Source organism: Pseudomonas putida (genome assembly GCA_041071465.1).
GTDB classification, from domain to species: domain Bacteria; phylum Pseudomonadota; class Gammaproteobacteria; order Pseudomonadales; family Pseudomonadaceae; genus Aquipseudomonas; species Aquipseudomonas putida_P.
On record CP163498.1, the window covers coordinates 2,679,973 to 2,695,000 of the forward strand.

Annotated in this window: 15 protein-coding genes and 2 pseudogenes (1 of these 17 cut by a window edge); 8 read left to right on the plus strand and 9 right to left on the minus strand. The window is 61.9% G+C overall.

Annotated features, from left to right (window positions below):
• Positions 1–359 precede the first annotated feature (359 nt).
• The 4 genes and pseudogenes from AB5975_12330 (at position 360) to AB5975_12345 (ending at position 3,713) form a co-directional block, all read left to right on the plus strand.
• A complete protein-coding gene (locus AB5975_12330; protein ID XDR22521.1) occupies positions 360–953 on the plus strand; it encodes an aminodeoxychorismate/anthranilate synthase component II in 594 nt (197 codons plus the stop codon).
• Between the two features lie 9 nt (positions 954–962).
• On the plus strand, positions 963–2,012 hold the full coding sequence (gene trpD / locus AB5975_12335) for an anthranilate phosphoribosyltransferase (protein XDR22522.1): 1,050 nt from the start codon (positions 963–965) through the stop codon (positions 2,010–2,012).
• Positions 2,009–2,842: an indole-3-glycerol phosphate synthase TrpC gene (gene trpC / locus AB5975_12340; protein XDR22523.1), complete on the plus strand. Its 834-nt coding sequence runs from the start codon at positions 2,009–2,011 to the stop codon at positions 2,840–2,842. The genes trpD and trpC overlap by 4 nt, the downstream gene beginning before the upstream one ends.
• A gap of 167 nt (positions 2,843–3,009) precedes the next feature.
• Positions 3,010–3,713 (plus strand): annotated as a pseudogene (locus AB5975_12345) (biotin/lipoate A/B protein ligase family protein).
• On the opposite strand, the gene crp reads toward AB5975_12345, so the two are convergent.
• Positions 3,710–4,354 (minus strand): cAMP-activated global transcriptional regulator CRP, encoded by a 645-nt coding sequence (gene crp / locus AB5975_12350; protein XDR22524.1) that lies wholly within the window; start codon positions 4,352–4,354, stop codon positions 3,710–3,712. The pseudogene AB5975_12345 and the gene crp overlap by 4 nt on opposite strands.
• A gap of 191 nt (positions 4,355–4,545) precedes the next feature.
• Between crp and AB5975_12355 the strand changes: the two genes are divergently transcribed.
• Positions 4,546–4,968, plus strand: a complete 423-nt coding sequence (locus AB5975_12355; protein XDR22525.1) for an OsmC family protein — start codon at positions 4,546–4,548, stop codon at positions 4,966–4,968.
• Between the two features lie 94 nt (positions 4,969–5,062).
• Here the strand turns inward: AB5975_12355 and AB5975_12360 are convergent.
• The 6 genes and pseudogenes from AB5975_12360 to hemJ form a co-directional block, all read right to left on the minus strand.
• A pseudogene (locus tag AB5975_12360) lies at positions 5,063–6,102 on the minus strand (DUF2157 domain-containing protein).
• 10 nt (positions 6,103–6,112) lie between these two features.
• On the minus strand, positions 6,113–6,760 hold the full coding sequence (gene coq7 / locus AB5975_12365) for a 2-polyprenyl-3-methyl-6-methoxy-1,4-benzoquinone monooxygenase (GenBank protein XDR22526.1): 648 nt from the start codon (positions 6,758–6,760) through the stop codon (positions 6,113–6,115).
• 65 nt (positions 6,761–6,825) lie between these two features.
• A complete protein-coding gene (locus AB5975_12370; protein ID XDR22527.1) occupies positions 6,826–7,164 on the minus strand; it encodes a histidine triad nucleotide-binding protein in 339 nt (112 codons plus the stop codon).
• Positions 7,165–7,227: 63 nt separating this feature from the next.
• Positions 7,228–8,010, minus strand: coding sequence for an SDR family NAD(P)-dependent oxidoreductase (locus tag AB5975_12375; protein XDR22528.1), 783 nt, complete (start codon positions 8,008–8,010; stop codon positions 7,228–7,230).
• A gap of 67 nt (positions 8,011–8,077) precedes the next feature.
• Positions 8,078–9,034, minus strand: coding sequence for an NAD(P)H-dependent flavin oxidoreductase (locus AB5975_12380; protein XDR22529.1), 957 nt, complete (start codon positions 9,032–9,034; stop codon positions 8,078–8,080).
• A gap of 28 nt (positions 9,035–9,062) precedes the next feature.
• Positions 9,063–9,488 (minus strand): protoporphyrinogen oxidase HemJ, encoded by a 426-nt coding sequence (gene hemJ, locus AB5975_12385; GenBank protein ID XDR22530.1) that lies wholly within the window; start codon positions 9,486–9,488, stop codon positions 9,063–9,065.
• A 141-nt stretch (positions 9,489–9,629) separates the two neighbouring features.
• Here hemJ and argC point away from each other — a divergent pair, with 141 nt between their 5' ends.
• Positions 9,630–10,664, plus strand: a complete 1,035-nt coding sequence (gene argC, locus AB5975_12390; protein XDR22531.1) for an N-acetyl-gamma-glutamyl-phosphate reductase — start codon at positions 9,630–9,632, stop codon at positions 10,662–10,664.
• A gap of 147 nt (positions 10,665–10,811) precedes the next feature.
• Positions 10,812–11,162 (plus strand): iron-sulfur cluster insertion protein ErpA, encoded by a 351-nt coding sequence (gene erpA, locus AB5975_12395; protein XDR22532.1) that lies wholly within the window; start codon positions 10,812–10,814, stop codon positions 11,160–11,162.
• A 59-nt stretch (positions 11,163–11,221) separates the two neighbouring features.
• On the opposite strand, the gene AB5975_12400 is transcribed toward erpA, so the two are convergent.
• Together AB5975_12400 and AB5975_12405 are read right to left on the minus strand one after the other, a co-directional pair.
• Positions 11,222–12,313, minus strand: a complete 1,092-nt coding sequence (locus AB5975_12400; GenBank protein ID XDR22533.1) for an anhydro-N-acetylmuramic acid kinase — start codon at positions 12,311–12,313, stop codon at positions 11,222–11,224.
• A gap of 3 nt (positions 12,314–12,316) precedes the next feature.
• On the minus strand, positions 12,317–13,738 hold the full coding sequence (locus AB5975_12405) for a peptidoglycan DD-metalloendopeptidase family protein (GenBank protein XDR22534.1): 1,422 nt from the start codon (positions 13,736–13,738) through the stop codon (positions 12,317–12,319).
• A gap of 213 nt (positions 13,739–13,951) precedes the next feature.
• On the opposite strand from AB5975_12405, the gene tyrS reads away from it, so the two are divergent.
• A protein-coding gene (gene tyrS, locus AB5975_12410) for a tyrosine--tRNA ligase (protein XDR22535.1) crosses the window boundary here: on the plus strand, positions 13,952–15,028 show its 5' portion. Its footprint extends 123 nt past the window's final position; only the first 1,077 of its 1,200 coding nucleotides appear in the window; the start codon lies at positions 13,952–13,954; the stop codon falls past the right edge of the window.

Genomic DNA, 15,028 nt, shown 5'->3' on the forward strand with positions numbered 1-15,028 from the left:
ATCCTTTTCTTTGTTTTTATTGGGACAACCCCATCGACCTTAGCAAATCGCTGTGCATCGCTCCCAAGTCCATTCGTTTCCCCGTGTTTACGGGCATATTGCGCCCGTCGCCCCGGTAGGCTACTGTGCCGGGACGTATGAGCGAGACCTATCCTGTGTTGATCGTCAGCAAACTCTTGATGCGCGTAATCAAGGCCCACGCCCGTTGGCGTTGGCGCGCCTGACTTTATCCCCTGCCGGCCCGTCCGGCCCGCCCCCGTTTGCCTTCCCGTTTACCGCCCTTTGTGGCAAAGCCGCGCCTGTGGCTGGTGCTGGAAGGTTCGAATTCTGAAGTCAGTAGATTCAAGAGGTTTAACACCATGTTACTGATGATCGACAATTACGACTCATTCACTTACAACGTCGTTCAGTACCTTGGCGAGCTGGGCGCCGAGGTCAAGGTCATTCGCAATGACGAAATGACCATCGCCCAGATCGAAGCCCTCAACCCTGAGCGCATCGTCGTATCCCCAGGCCCGTGCACGCCAAGCGAGGCGGGCGTGTCCATCGAGGCTATCCTGCATTTTGCCGGTAAGCTGCCGATCCTCGGCGTATGCCTGGGTCACCAGTCCATCGGCCAGGCTTTTGGCGGCGACGTGGTACGTGCACGCCAGGTCATGCATGGCAAGACCAGCCCGGTACATCACCGCGACCTGGGCGTGTTCGCCGGCCTTAACAACCCGCTGACCGTGACCCGTTATCACTCGCTGGTGGTAAAGCGCGAGACCTTGCCCGACTGCCTGGAGGTGACCGCCTGGACTGCCCATGAGGACGGTTCGGTCGATGAGATCATGGGCCTGCGCCATAAAACGTTGAATATCGAAGGGGTACAGTTCCACCCCGAGTCGATCTTGACCGAGCAGGGCCACGAGCTGTTCGCCAACTTCCTCAAGCAGACCGGCGGCCGCCGCTAAGGATCGAACATGGATATCAAGAGCGCGTTGGCCCGTATCGTCGGCCACCTGGACCTCTCTACCGAAGAAATGCGCGATGTCATGCGCCAGATCATGACCGGCCAATGCAGCGAGGCGCAGATCGGCGCCTTCCTGATGGGTATGCGCATGAAAAGTGAAAGCATCGACGAGATTGTCGGTGCGGTGTCGGTGATGCGTGAGCTGGCCGACAAGGTTGAACTCAAAAGCCTCGATGGTGTGGTCGACATCGTCGGCACCGGCGGCGATGGCGCCAATATCTTCAACGTCTCCACTGCTTCCGCGTTCGTCCTGGCGGCGGCGGGTTGCACCGTCGCCAAGCACGGTAACCGCGCGGTGTCCGGCAAGAGCGGCAGTGCCGACTTGCTGGAAGCGGCCGGCATCTATCTGAACCTGACGCCAACCCAAGTGGCCCGCTGCATTGACAGCCTGGGCATCGGCTTCATGTTCGCGCAAAGCCATCACTCGGCGATGAAGCATGCCGCTGGCCCGCGTCGCGAGCTGGGGTTGCGCACCCTGTTCAACATGCTCGGCCCGCTTACGAATCCGGCCGGAGTGAAGCACCAGGTGGTCGGCGTGTTTGCCCAGGCCCTGTGCCGCCCGTTGGCCGAGGTACTGCAGCGTCTGGGTAGCAAGCATGTGTTGGTGGTGCACTCGAAGGACGGCCTGGATGAGTTCAGCCTGGCTGCACCCACCTTCGTTGCTGAACTGAAGAACGACGAAATCACCGAATACTGGGTCGAACCGGAAGACCTCGGCATGAAGAGCCAGAGTTTGCATGGCCTTGCCGTCGACAACCCGCAGGCGTCGCTGGAGCTGATCCGCGATGCGTTGGGCCGCCGCAAGACCGAAAACGGCCAGAAGGCTGCGGAAATGATCGTGCTCAATGCGGGCGCGGCACTGTATGCCGCCGATCATGCAATGACCCTGGCTCAAGGTGTGGAGCTGGCCCACGACGTACTGCACACCGGGCTGGCCTGGGAGAAGCTGCAGGAACTGGGTGCCTTTACTGCAGTATTCAAGGTGGAGAACGAAGCATGAGTGTGCCGACAGTGCTGGAAAGGATCATTGCCCGCAAGTTTCAGGAAGTGGCCGAGCGCAGCGCGCGCGTCAGCCTTGCCGAGCTGGAGGCCCTGGCCAAGGCCGCCGATGCTCCGCGTGGCTTTGCCAACGCGCTGATCGAGCAGGCCAAGCGCAAGCAGCCGGCGGTGATTGCTGAAATCAAGAAGGCCTCGCCGAGCAAAGGCGTGATCCGCGAGCACTTTGTGCCGGCGGAAATCGCGGTCAGCTACGAGAAGGGTGGCGCTACCTGCCTGTCGGTGCTGACCGATGTCGATTACTTCCAGGGTGCCGATGTGTACCTGCAGCAGGCTCGCGCAGCAGTTTCCTTGCCGGTAATCCGCAAGGACTTCATGGTCGACCCTTACCAGATCGTCGAAGCCCGGGCCTTGGGCGCGGACTGCGTGCTACTGATCGTGTCGGCGCTGGACGACGTAAAGATGGCCGAACTGGCCGCCACTGCCAAGGATGTCGGCCTTGATGTGCTAGTGGAAGTGCACGATGGCGATGAGCTGGAGCGCGCCTTGAAAACCCTCGACACGCCGCTGGTTGGGGTGAACAACCGTAACCTGCACACCTTTGAGGTGAGCCTGGAAACCACCCTCGACCTGCTGCCGCGCATTCCGCGTGATCGCTTGGCGATTACCGAGAGCGGTATTCTCAACCGAGCGGACGTGGAACTGATGGCGATCAACGAGGTTTACTCGTTCCTGGTCGGCGAGGCGTTCATGCGAGCGGAGCAGCCTGGCCTGGAATTGCAGCGGTTGTTCTTCCCAGAACAGGTGAAGAAAACTGTACAGCCATTGGACTGATCAAACGAAGCCGGCGTTCTTGCCGGCTTTTTTGTATGCCTGTAATGGCCCTTTCGCGGGTAAACCCGCTCCCACAGGATGTTCACCGCCTGTAGGACCTGTGATATCCCCGTGGGAGCGGGTTTACCCGCGAAAGGGCCATCAACAACAATATCAAAGGTGGATCAATGACCGATCAACCCCTGGCCTTGACCGTCGAACAAGGCCTGCACGCCGAACAGGAACTGCTGGCCGCTGTCTGCCGTGGCGAACGCGAGAGTGGCGTGCTGTTCTGGCGGCCGACCGATCACGCTCTGGTCATGCCTCGACGCATGAGCCGGCTGGACAACTTCGAGGCCGCCTGCGCGGAGCTGGCAATTGCCGGCTGGCCGGTACTGTTGCGTGAAACGGGTGGTGAGCCGGTGCCGCAGTCGCATTCGACGGTAAACGTTGCACTGGTCTACGCCGCCCCGCGCAGTGAAGGCGACCACGGTCGCATCGAAAATGCCTACGAGCGCCTGTGCCTGCCGCTGTGCGATGTGCTGCGCGAGTGGGGCGGGGTAGCATCGGTGGGGGAAATCGACGGGGCCTTCTGCGATGGCCGCTACAACGTCAACCTCAATGGCCGCAAACTGGTGGGCACCGCCCAGCGCTGGCGCCAGGGTTTGGGGGCAAGAGCCCGGTGGTGCTGGTGCACGGTGCGCTGCTGCTGGACAACGAGCGTGAGTCGATGGTGGCGGCGGTCAACCGCTTCAACGAATGCTGCGAGCTGGAGCAACGCTGCCGCGCCGATGCGCACATTGCCTTGCACGAAGTGGCGCCCGCGGTGCCCTGGTTCGAGCGCCTTTCACAGGCCTACGCCAAGGTGCTGGCCGAGCTGCCCAAGGACTAGCGGGTACCGTAGACCACCATGGTCTTGCCTTTCACCTGTACCAGGCTGCGCTCTTCGAGGTCCTTGAGGACGCGGCCGACCATTTCCCGCGAGCAACCGACGATACGGCCGATTTCCTGCCGGGTAATCTTGATCTGCATGCCATCGGGATGGGTCATGGCGTCGGGTTGCTTGCACAGTTCCAGCAGGCAACGGGCTACTCGACCGGTCACGTCGAAGAATGCCAAATCGCCGACTTTGCGCGTAGTGTTGCGTAGGCGCTGGGCCATCTGGCTGCCCAGGGCGTAGAGAATTTCTGGGTCCTGGCGCGCCAGTTCGCGAAACTTCTCGTAGCTGATTTCGGCCACTTCGCACTCGGTTTTGGCGCGCACCCAGGCACTGCGCTGCTGTTCGCCCTCGACGGGCTCGAACAGGCCCAGCTCGCCAAAGAAATCGCCATTGTTAAGGTAGGCGATGATCATTTCATGGCCGTCATCGTCCTCGATGAGGATGGTGACCGAACCCTTGATGATGAACGACAGAGTCTCGGCCCGGTCGCCGGCGCAGATGATGTTGCTTTTGGCGGTGTAGCGGCGGCGCTGGCAGTGCACCAGCAACTTGTCGATGTTCTTGATCTTGGCGGGTAGGGCGGAGGCAACCATCACGAAATCCTGTTCGATACGAGGCATAGGCTTTTTTTAGAGGTTGGCTGACGGCAAGCGCCAGTCATTTGGCGCCAGCTTATCAGACACTACGGGATGTTTCGGTATTAAACCGACACGTCTCGTGCTTTTCCCACAGCCGCACAAGGTCTAAGCTGACACCCTTTTCCGAAAATCAGGAGTCCGGGTAGATGAAGGCACGTATCCAGTGGGCCGGTGAAGCAATGTTTCTCGGCGAGTCGGGGAGCGGCCATGTCGTCGTGATGGACGGCCCGCCCGAGGCCGGCGGTCGCAACCTGGGGGTGCGCCCGATGGAAATGCTGTTGCTGGGCCTGGGTGGTTGCAGCAGTTTTGACGTGGTGAGCATTCTGAAAAAGTCGCGCCAGGCGGTGGAAAGCTGCGAGGCGTTCCTGGAGGCGGAACGCGCCAGCGAAGACCCGAAGGTGTTCACCAAGATTCACATGAACTTCGTGGTGAAAGGGCGTGGGCTGAAAGAAGCGCAGGTCAAGCGGGCGGTGGAGCTGTCGGCAGAGAAGTACTGCTCGGCTTCGATCATGCTCGAGCGTGCCGGGGTTGAGATTACCCATGGCTACGAGATTGTAGAACTGGGTTAAAGCTGAGATTTTGGGGCCGCTTCGCGGCCCATCGCGACACAAGGCCGCTCCTACAGGGGAACGCGTACTTCCTGTAGGAGCGGCCCCGACACTATCAGCTCCGAAGCGCGGGCAGTGCAGCTTGCACCCACCCCGGCAACCACCTTCGCATCACTTGGCTCAACCGCTCCCGCCGCTTCTGGTAAACCAGCCCAGCCAGATAACCCCCAGCCCGATCAAGGTCACCACCACCGGGAACAGCAGCGACTCGGCAAACACCTCGTACGACAGGTACCCCAGGTAAGCCGCCACCCCCAGCGCACCAAACACCATGAACACCGGCCGGCGCAGCAGCACCGCCATGCCCATCAGCACAATGTTGATCAGGCAGTACAGGGCCTTGCCCAACTCACTGCCACTGTCCACCAGTGTCAGTCCGCCCCAGAATGCCGCCAGCCCGGCCAGGTAGCCCCAGCGGGCGTAGTCCTCACGCGTGCGGCCGTCTATCACCAGGAACACCACCAGCAAGGCCAACCCGAACCACAGCGAAACCTCCCGGCGCTGCTCCCAGCTGAACGGCGAGCCGAAGAACCACTCGCTCAGGTCCATCGACATGAACCACAAGGCCACGGCTATCGGCATGACCACAAACGGGTAGGGGATCAGCCGCAACATCAGCAACCCGGCCAGCACCGTGGCCGCTTCCATCGCCAGCCAGCCGCCTTGCACGTAGGTGTAGTACTGGTGGTAGTTGGCCTGGGCGTCGTCCAGTGGCCACCAGCCTGCCAGGCGTTCGATGGCGAACACTGCCAGCGGCACGATGCTGACCGCCACTGCTGCCAGTACCCCGGCAGCTACCGGTTGGGCGCGGCGCTGCAGGTTGAGGGCGAACAGGGTGATCAGCAGGATGTAGAGGGTGGCGATGATCAACAGCGCGCCATCACCGATGCTCATCCAGGCCTCGGTGAGCAACCAGCCCATGGCCGCCATGATCAACATGGCGCCAAAGTAGAAGGCAACATGGGCCAGCTGAAAACTGCCACGTGGTGCCGGTTGCTGGCGCAGGAATGCCAACAAGGTCTGGTCCTGGCCCGGTTGAAGAATGCCAGCGTGTACTGCGCGTGCCAGGTCCTTGGCGTCGAAACGGTCCGTCATGGTGATGCCTTCAGATGCGGTAGGTGCTCTTGGTCATGACCTTGGCCAGCAAGCTCATGCCAAAACGGACCGGAGCCGGGAAGCGATAACCACCGGCTTCCAGTGCAGACTCGGCGTGCTGCTCTTCGTCGATGCGCATCTGCTCGAGAATGGCCCGGGATTTTTCATCTTCCTGCGGGATCTGCTCCAGGTGCTCGTCGAGGTGCTTGCACACTTGATGCTCGGTGGCGGCGACGAAGCCCAGGCTGACCTTGTCGCTGACCAGCCCGGCGAGTGCGCCGATGCCGAACGACATGCCATAGAAAAGAGGGTTGAGCACACTCGGGTGGCTGTTCAGCTGGCGAATCCGCTGTTCGCACCAGGCCAGGTGGTCGATTTCTTCCTCGGCGGCATGCTCCATGGCCTTGCGCACTTCGGGCAGCTTGGCGGTCAGTGCCTGGCCCTGGTACAGCGCTTGGGCGCAGACTTCACCGGTGTGGTTGATGCGCATGAGCCCGGCAATGTGGCGGGATTGTTGCTCGTCCAGGTCGGCGTCTGGCTGGATGATGGCCGGCGATGGGCGGGCGGGTTGGCCGCTGAAGGGCAGCAAGGTGCGCATGGCGGTATCGGCCTGCAGCAACAAGCGGTCGAGCGGCGAGTAGTGACGTTCGGTAGCCATCGGGCACCTCCGCAAGAATGTGCCCGACAGTTTACCGCAATAGCAGCGGGGTCGCTTGCCGTGGATCAGCCCGGTGGCCAGTTCATCTGGCGCTGGCCAAGCACGTGCATATGGATGTGGTAGACCGTCTGGCCGCCTTTCGGGTTGCAGTTCATGACCACGCGGAAGCCCTCTTCGCAGCCTTGCTCGACCGCTAGACGTTGGGCAGTGAAGAGGATGTGACCAGCCAGGGCCTTGTCTTCTTCGGTCAGGTCATTGAGCGTACGAATGTGCTTTTTCGGGATGACCAGAAAATGTACCGGTGCCGCGGGTGCAATGTCCTTGAAGGCGAGGATCTGGTCGTCTTCGTAGATGATATCCGCCGGGATTTCCCGGTTGATGATTTTGAGGAATAGATCGTCCACAGCACTTGCTCCATGGTGAGGGTCGGGCCGAGTGTACTCAGCCGGGCGCCGCTCGCCCAGTGGCTATTCCATGCCGACCGGGCAATAGCGGCGGTGGATGGCCCCGGCCAGCTTGCGCACCAACCAGCGTGGCAGCAGGCGCGGGGCGAATGCCAGCCAGCGGTTGCGCCGGCCGGGCATGATCAGCGCGCGGTTCTTGTCCAATGCGCGGACGGTGTACAGCGCTACTTCCTCGGGGCTGAGGCAGCGCGGTTTGCCGTCGAGCCGCGCAATGCGCCGGCGCGCGGAACGCACTGGGCCGGGGCACAGTACCGAGACCTTGATGCCGGTGCGCTTGAGCTCTTCGCGAAGCGCCTGGGAAAAACTCAGTACATACGCCTTGCTGGCGGCATAGGCTGCCATCCACGGGCCGGGTGCCATCCCGGCCAGGCCGGCGACGTTGAGGATCTGCCCGCCGCCCTGCACGGCCATCAGGTTGCCGATGGCGTGGCACAGGCGGCTCAGGGCCAGCACGTTGACCTCCAGCAGGTCTTGCTCGTCGGCCCACTCATGGGCCAGGAACGGCCCGTAGGTGCGTAACCCCGCGCAGTTGACCAGCAGGTCGATACGCCGTTCGCCTTCTTCCAGTTCCAGTACGAAGCCAGACAGGCGCAGCGGCTGGCTGAGGTCGCAGGCGCGGAACAGCACCTCGACCCCGAAGCGCTGGGTAAGCTCGATGGCTACAGGCTCCAGTGTTTCTCGCTGACGTGCTACCAGGATCAGGTTGCGCCCACGCCGTGCCAGCGCTTCCGCCAGGGCCAGGCCCAGGCCGCTGGAAGCACCAGTGATCATGGCGTAACGGGTCATGCAAGGCTCCTGGGGGCTAAAGAGGGCGCCTAGTGTACAGCTTGGCCGGGCAAGGTGTTGCCTTTTGCTACAAGGTGCGGATGCGCAGAACCTGGCAGCGCTCCAAGGCTTCCCGGTACTCCTTTTGGAGCCGTTCGATCAATTCAGTGGTGCTGGGCAGGTCATGGATTTCGCCGACGCCCTGGCCAGCCGACCATACGGTCTTCCAGGCTTTAGCCTCGTCGTCGATCGGCTTGAGCTTGCCTTGCTCGTGGCCGCTCTTGAGGGCATTCATGTCATAGCCGGCCTGCTCCAGGCTCGAACGCAGGAAGCTGGCAGGGATGCCGGACACTGCCGGGGTGTGGATGATGTCGGCGGCATGGGCATCGAGCAGCATCTGCTTGTAGGCATCCTGGGCGTGGCTTTCTGCGGTGGCGATGAAGCGCGTGCCCATGTAGGCCAGATCGGCGCCCAGCAATTGTGCCGCGAGGATTTCGTGGCCGTGGTTGATGCAACCAGCCAGCAGCAGGGTCTTGTCGAAAAACTGACGAATTTCCGCTGCCAGGGCGAACGGGCTCCAGGTGCCGGCGTGGCCACCCGCACCTGCGGCGACGGCGATCAGGCCATCGACACCTGCTTCGGCGGCTTTCTCGGCATGGCGGCGAGTGGTGACATCGTGGAACACCAGGCCGCCATAGCCATGCACGGCGTCGACCACTTCCTTTACCGCCCCCAGGCTGGTGATGACGATCGGCACGCGATGTTCTACGCACAAGGCCAGGTCGGCCTGCAGGCGTGGGTTGGTCGGGTGCACGATCAGGTTGACGGCATAGGGGGCTGGCGCCTGCAATTGCGTCAGGCCCGCCTCGATCTCCTCCAGCCAGGCCTTGAAACCGGCGCTGTCGCGCTGGTTAAGGGCCGGGAAACTGCCGACCACACCGCTGGCGCAGCAGGCCAGCACCAGTTTGGGGTTGGAGATCAGGAACATCGGCGCCGCGACCACAGGCAGGCGCAAGCGTTGTTCGAGCAAGGCAGGTAACGACATGGCAAGGCTCCTTGAGCGGGTGGCTATGTCAGAACGGTTTGACCACCACCAGAATTACGATACCCAGCAGGAACAGCACGGGCACTTCGTTGAACCAGCGATAGTAGACGTGGCTGCGGGTATTGGTGCCGCTGGCGAAGCGTTTGCGTTGGGCACCGCATACGTGATGGTAGCCGGTCAGCAGGATCACCAGGGTCAGCTTGGCATGCAGCCAGCCTTGGCTCAGCCAGCCGGGGGTGAGGTACAGCATCCAGGCACCGAACACGTAGGTGGCGATCATCGCCGGGTTCATGATGCCGCGGTACAGCTTACGCTCCATGGTGATGAAGCGTTCCTGGCTGATGCTGTCCTGGCTCTGGGCGTGGTAGACGAACAGCCGCGGCAGGTAGAACAGGCCGGCGAACCAGCAGACCACGCTGACGATGTGCAGCGCTTTGATCCATAGGTAAAGCATGGAGGGAGTTCCTTCAGGTATTCACGGTCGTCAGATAGTAGTGGTCAAGCGCCCGAAGGGTCACCCGAAGAGTTGTTACAGGCGCCTTGCGCCCCATTATCGTGCGCTTTCCAGACGGCTCGTTGATAAGGGGCAAGCGTTATGATCAAGGTCGGTATCGTCGGCGGCACGGGTTACACCGGCGTCGAACTGTTGCGTCTGCTGGCACAGCATCCACAGGCCGAAGTGGCGGTCATCACTTCGCGCTCCGAGGCGGGCGTGGCGGTGGCGGACATGTACCCGAACCTGCGCGGCCATTATGACGGGCTGGCCTTCAGCGTGCCCGACAGCAAGGCCCTGGCTGCTTGCGATGTGGTGTTCTTTGCTACCCCGCATGGTGTTGCCCACGCCCTGGCAGGTGAACTGCTGGCGGCTGGCACGAAGGTGATCGACCTGTCGGCCGACTTCCGCCTGCAGGATGCCGCCGAGTGGGGCAAGTGGTATGGCCAGCCGCACGGTGCGCCAGAACTGCTCAAGGATGCGGTGTACGGCCTGCCTGAAGTCAACCGCGAGAAGATCCGCCAGGCACGCCTGATCGCGGTGCCGGGTTGCTACCCGACCGCAACCCAGTTGGGCTTCCTGCCGCTGCTGGAAGCGGGCCTGGCCGACCCGTCGCGCCTGATCGCTGATTGCAAGTCGGGTGTCAGCGGTGCTGGCCGTGGTGCTGCGGTCGGTTCGCTGTTCTGTGAGGCTGGCGAAAGCATGAAGGCCTACGCAGTGAAAGGTCACCGTCATCTGCCTGAAATCAGCCAGGGCCTGCGCCTGGCTGCTGGCAAGGACATCGGCCTTACCTTCGTGCCGCACCTGACGCCGATGATCCGGGGTATCCACGCCACCCTGTACGCGAATGTTGTCGATACGTCGGTCGACCTCCAGGCGTTATTCGAAAAGCGTTATGCCGACGAGCCGTTCGTCGACGTGATGCCCGCTGGCAGTCACCCGGAAACACGCAGCGTGCGCGGCGCCAACGTCTGCCGCATTGCCGTTCATCGCCCGCAGGGTGGTGACCTGGTGGTGGTGCTGTCGGTAATCGACAACCTGGTCAAGGGGGCCTCTGGCCAGGCGGTACAGAACCTCAACATCCTGTTCGGCCTGGATGAGCGCATGGGCCTGTCCCATGCCGGCTTGCTGCCTTAATCACCCTGCGTTCGAAAAAGGCCCGCGTCGTGCGGGCCTTTTTGCATGTCGCGACTAAAGCCGCACAATTCTTGACCGATTTTCTCGGGAAAGCGGATAATGCGCGTCATCGAGTTTTATGGCGGCTACCGCGCCGGGAGAATCAACATGAGCGTCGAAACCTTCACCCCTACCGGTCTGGAGTTTACCCATGGGGCAGCCCAGAAGGTGAAGAACCTGGTCAATGAGGAAGGTAATGAACGTCTGAAGCTGCGGGTGTTCGTGACCGGTGGCGGTTGCTCGGGCTTCCAGTACGGCTTCACTTTCGATGAAGACGTGGCCGAAGACGACACCATTGTAGAGCGAGAGGGCGTTTCCTTGGTGGTCGACCCGATGAGCTTTCAGTACCTGGCCGGCGCCGAAGTGGACTACCAGGAAGGCTTGGAAGGGTCGCGCTTCGTCATCAAGAACCCGAATGCGGCCACCACCTGTGGTTGCGGGTCGTCGTTCTCGATCTGAGGCCTGGCCAAAACGAAACGCCGCGCAATTGCGCGGCGTTTTGCTGTCTGGCGTAGCGATTATGCCGGGTAGATTGCGCCCAATACCCGCAGGCCCTTGGCTGCAGTGACGCTGGGGCGGTTGGCGGCGATGCCCTCCAGGCAGCAGTGGGCCAGCCAGGCAAAGGCCATGGCCTCGACCCAGTCAGGATCTACGCCATGGGCGCCGGTGCTGGCGACACGGGCCCTGGGCAGCAGCTGGGCGAGGCGGGCCATCAGGGCGCCGTTACGTGCGCCACCCCCGCACACCAACAACGCTTCGGTGCCCTGCTGGGCACTGCCGAGTGAGTCGATGATGCTGCGAGCGGTAAGCTCCAGCAACGTCGCCTGTACATCTTCGTCCTGGTAAGCGGGCAGGCGCGCCAGGTGGCCATCCAGCCAAAGCAGGTTGAACACCTCGCGGCCGGTGCTTTTCGGGCCGCTACCGGCGAAGAATGGGTCGGCGAGCAATGCGTTGAGCAAGCCAGCCTGTACCACCCCCGAGGCCGCCCAGGCACCGTCGGCATCGTAGGCCTGGCCGCGCTTGCGTTCGATCCAGGCATCCAGCAGCACGTTACCGGGGCCGCAGTCGAAGCCGTGAACCGGCTTGTCCTGTTCGATCAGGCTCAGGTTGCTGAAGCCGCCCACGTTCAGGATCGCCAGGCGCTGGCCCAGGTGCCCGAACAGGGTTTCGTGAAACGCCGGTACCAGCGGCGCACCTTGGCCACTGGCAGCCACATCACGCCGCCGGAAGTCGGCAACCACGCTGATACCGGTAAGCTCGGCGAGCAGCGCCGGGTTGCCGATCTGCACGGTAAACCCGCGTGCGGGTTCGTGGCGGATGGTCTGACCGTGGCTGCCGATAGCGCGAATGGCACTGGCCTGGAGCCCCTGACGGGCCAGCAACTGGCGGATACCATCGCCCGCCAGGCTGGCCCAGCGGTTTTCTGCCAATGCCGCACGTGCGATCTCGTCAGGGCCACTGCTGCACAGAGCAAGCAGTTCCTGACGCAGGTCACTGGGCATGGGCAGGTAAAGGGTGGCGAGCAGTTCAAGCTGCTCGCTTTGTTCGATCAAGGCGATGTCCAGCCCATCGAGGCTGGTGCCGGACATTACCCCCAGGTAGAGCGCCATGGTTTAGCGCTTGTTCGCTGCGAGCAGAGTGGCCTTTTCCTGATCCATGCGGGCGATCAGCGGCTGACTCTGCTGCAGGAAGCGCTGGCGCTCGTTCTTGGCGATCGGGTCGGCCATTGGTACCTTCTGGCTCAGCGGGTCGACGTGCACACCGTTGACCTGGAACTCGTAGTGCAGGTGCGGCCCGGTGGACAGGCCGGTGGTACCGATGTAGCCAATGATCTGGCCCTGCTTGACCGAACTGCCGGTCTTGATGCCCTTGGCAAAGCCCTGCATATGGCCGTACAGCGTCTTGTAGCGGTTGCCGTGTTGGATGATCACGGTATTGCCGTAGCCACCACGGCGCCCGGCCAGTTCGATGCGGCCGTCACCGGCAGCCTTGATCGGCGTACCGCGCGGGGCAGCGTAGTCAACGCCTTTGTGGGCGCGAATCTTGTTCAGGATTGGATGCTTGCGGCCAGCGGAAAAGCGCGAGCTGATGCGAGCGAAGTCGACCGGGGTACGGATGAAGGCCTTGCGCAGGCTGTTGCCGTCTGCGGTGTAGTAGGTACTGTTGCCCTGCTTGTTGGTATAACGCACGGCGGTGTAGGTTTTGCCGCGGTTGGTAAAGCGGGCGGACAGGATGTTGCCGGTGCCGACGACCTTGCCGTCCATCACCTTCTGCTCGTAGACCACGTCGAACTCGTCGCCTGGGCGAATATCCTGGGCAAAGTCGATGTCGTAGCCCAATACGCGAGCCATGTCCATGGTCATGCTGTGGGACAGGCCGGCACGCTGGGCCGAGGCCGACAGCGAGCTCTTGATCACACCGTGGGCGTAGGCGGTACGCACCACCGGCTTGCTGATTTCACGGTTGAAGGCATAGCCCTTGGCGGTCTTGGTCAGGCGAATGGTTTCGAGGTTGCTGACCTTGCTGTGCAGGCTGGCCAGTTGGCCATCCTTGTCGAGTTCGAACTGCAGCACTTGACCGTGCTTGAGCTGGCTGAACTGCTTGGCCTGCTTGTTACTTGCCAGCACGTCATGCACGGCATTGGCCGGCAGCCCAACCTTGGCGAACAGCGTGGACAGAGTATCGCCACGGGCCACGGTAACCTCGCGGTGGCCAGGTTCCTTGGCGGCTTCTGCGACGGGTTCGGCGGTGGGGGTTTGCTGTTCGGCCTTCTGGGTTTCGGGGGCAGCGTCCTCGATCTGGGCGAACGGCGAGCCTTGCTCTCCTTCTGCCTGCACCAGCGGCGCTGCGCGGGATTCGTCTTTCAGTTGCTCGGCAGGGCTTTCCAGCTCGAGGTTGAGGGTGGTTTTCTTGGCTTCCACTTCGCTGGAGGGAAATACCAGCAAAGCCAGGCTGAGCAGGGCGGCGATGCCGCTGGCGGCCAACAGATGGCTCTTCGGATAAAGCGGGGGCGCTTTAGGCGGTTCGTTGGTCATGGGCAAGGTGACTTTGAAAAAGGTGAAATGGAAAAGATGAATGACATGATGAAGATGAAATAACTGTATAAAATATAACCAAATCCATTTTCACGCAAGGGCGCGTAGACGCCGCAAACCTGTGTCCGGGTCACATTCCTTTGCGAAACTTGTAATTGACGGCCGATCTTGTATGGTTGGCTCCCCCTGAATCTGAGCCTTGCGGGTTTGTCTATGAAGTCGGTTGAAGAGCAGCTGGCGCTTATCAAGCGCGGTGCGGAAGAAGTACTGGTCGAGTCGGAACTGGTGGAGAAGCTCAAGCGCGGCCAGCCTCTGCGCATCAAGGCCGGCTTCGATCCGACCGCACCTGACCTGCACCTTGGCCATACGGTGCTGATCAACAAGCTGCGCCAGTTCCAAGAACTGGGTCATCAGGTCATCTTCCTTATAGGTGACTTCACCGGCATGATCGGCGACCCCAGCGGCAAGAGTGCCACGCGCCCGCCGCTGACTCGCGAGCAGGTGCTGGACAATGCCGAGACCTACAAGCAGCAGGTGTTCAAGATCCTCGACCCGGCCAAGACCGAGGTCGCGTTCAACTCCACCTGGATGGACAAGCTGACCCCAGCCGACTTCATTCGCCTTGCGTCGCAATATACCGTTGCGCGCATGCTCGAGCGCGATGACTTCGACAAGCGTTACACCACCAACCAGCCGATTGCCATCCACGAGTTCCTCTACCCGCTGGTGCAAGGCTACGACTCGGTGGCGCTGAAGGCGGACGTCGAGCTGGGTGGCACCGACCAGAAGTTCAACCTGTTGATGGGGCGCGAACTGCAGCGCGCCTATGGCCAGGAAGCGCAGAACATCGTCACCATGCCGCTGCTCGAGGGGCTTGATGGCGTGAAGAAGATGTCGAAGTCGCTGGGTAACTATGTAGGTATCCAGGAAGCGCCGGGGGTTATGTACGGCAAGCTGGTATCGATTCCCGATACCCTGATGTGGCGCTACTTCGAGCTGCTGAGCTTCCGTTCGATGGAGGAGATCGAGCAGTTCCGCGCCGACGTCGCCAAGGGTGCCAACCCGCGGGACATCAAGATCAAGCTGGCAGAAGAGATCGTTGCGCGCTTCCATGGTGAAGAGGCTGCCGCCAATGCTCACCGTGCTGCGGGTAACCGCATGAAGGAAGGCGAGCTGCCGGAAGACCTGCCGGAGATCGAAGTGGCTGCGTCGGAAGACCTGCCGATCGCTGCCGTGCTGAACCGGGCTGGCCTGGTGAAGAACTCGGCACAGGCGCGTGACTTGCTGAAT

Excerpts from the sequence above, each read along its gene's own strand:
- hemJ (XDR22530.1), bottom strand. The coding sequence starts at position 9,488 with ATGCTTTACCTATGGATCAAAGCGCTGCACATCGTCAGCGTGGTCTGC.
- AB5975_12400 (XDR22533.1), bottom strand. The coding sequence starts at position 12,313 with ATGGCGCTCTACCTGGGGGTAATGTCCGGCACCAGCCTCGATGGGCTG.
- AB5975_12375 (XDR22528.1), bottom strand. The coding sequence starts at position 8,010 with ATGACCCGTTACGCCATGATCACTGGTGCTTCCAGCGGCCTGGGCCTG.
- AB5975_12330 (XDR22521.1), top strand. The coding sequence starts at position 360 with ATGTTACTGATGATCGACAATTACGACTCATTCACTTACAACGTCGTT.
- argC (XDR22531.1), top strand. The coding sequence starts at position 9,630 with ATGATCAAGGTCGGTATCGTCGGCGGCACGGGTTACACCGGCGTCGAA.
- crp (XDR22524.1), bottom strand. The coding sequence starts at position 4,354 with ATGGTTGCCTCCGCCCTACCCGCCAAGATCAAGAACATCGACAAGTTG.
- erpA (XDR22532.1), top strand. The coding sequence starts at position 10,812 with ATGAGCGTCGAAACCTTCACCCCTACCGGTCTGGAGTTTACCCATGGG.
- trpC (XDR22523.1), top strand. The coding sequence starts at position 2,009 with ATGAGTGTGCCGACAGTGCTGGAAAGGATCATTGCCCGCAAGTTTCAG.
- trpD (XDR22522.1), top strand. The coding sequence starts at position 963 with ATGGATATCAAGAGCGCGTTGGCCCGTATCGTCGGCCACCTGGACCTC.
- coq7 (XDR22526.1), bottom strand. The coding sequence starts at position 6,760 with ATGGCTACCGAACGTCACTACTCGCCGCTCGACCGCTTGTTGCTGCAG.
- AB5975_12405 (XDR22534.1), bottom strand. The coding sequence starts at position 13,738 with ATGACCAACGAACCGCCTAAAGCGCCCCCGCTTTATCCGAAGAGCCAT.
- AB5975_12380 (XDR22529.1), bottom strand. The coding sequence starts at position 9,034 with ATGTCGTTACCTGCCTTGCTCGAACAACGCTTGCGCCTGCCTGTGGTC.
- AB5975_12355 (XDR22525.1), top strand. The coding sequence starts at position 4,546 with ATGAAGGCACGTATCCAGTGGGCCGGTGAAGCAATGTTTCTCGGCGAG.